The organism is Paracoccus sp. UBA889 (genome assembly GCA_002294185.1).
In the GTDB taxonomy this organism is placed as follows: domain Bacteria; phylum Pseudomonadota; class Alphaproteobacteria; order Rhodobacterales; family Rhodobacteraceae; genus Paracoccus.
In genome coordinates, this window is sequence record DBFD01000041.1 from 1 (window position 1) to 682 (window position 682).

Consider the following 682-nt stretch of genomic DNA (forward strand, 5'->3'; position numbering starts at 1 on the left):
CCGTTCAAACTTTGCCTTTGCCATCTAGGGCCTCCTGATCGCGGGGCGTGGCATGAGATGGCCCCGAATTGACGTGCGCCGCGATGTATAAGCCGGCCCCGGAAAAATCAAGCCTCCGCAAGCCTGCATTTCCAAGGCAAAAGCCGCCCCGCCCGACGCAAGATTGTCGTGACGCCGGGAACCGGTCGGGCCGGATGCGGGTTCGCGTGCTGACGCGCCGCCCCGCCGGGCGGCCCCAGCCGAAAGGACCACGTCATGAGCCTGATGAAAACACTTGCCCGCGTCGCCGCCGGAGTCATGCTGGCCAAGGGAATCGGCGCGGTGATGCGCAATCAGTCCGGATCCTCGCAGCGTGGTCGCGCGGATGGTCGGGGCGGCGGGCTGCTGGACGACCTGTTCGGCAACAATCTCGATGGACAGGGCCAGGGCAATCTGCGCGACCGGCTGGGCCAGGTCCTGGGCGGCCGTTCGGGCAGTCAGGCGGGGACGGGCCAGGCCTATGGCGGTCGCGGGTCGGGCGGCGCCCGCGGGGGCCTGGGCGGTTTGCTGGACGGACTTGGCGCGGGCGGGTCCGCGTCGGGCAGCGGGCTGGGCGGGTTGCTGGGCCAGCTTTCGGGCGCCGGCAGAACGGGCGACGCCCCTCGCGGTGGCAGCGGCGGCGGTCTGGGCGACCTGCTGGGCG

The 682-nt window shown here is 71.0% G+C and carries 1 pseudogene; it reads left to right on the top strand.

Annotated elements, in window-relative coordinates:
* Positions 1–255: 255 nt before the first annotated feature.
* Positions 256–682: pseudogene (locus B4L36_RS06680) on the top strand (DUF533 domain-containing protein); the annotation flags it as partial.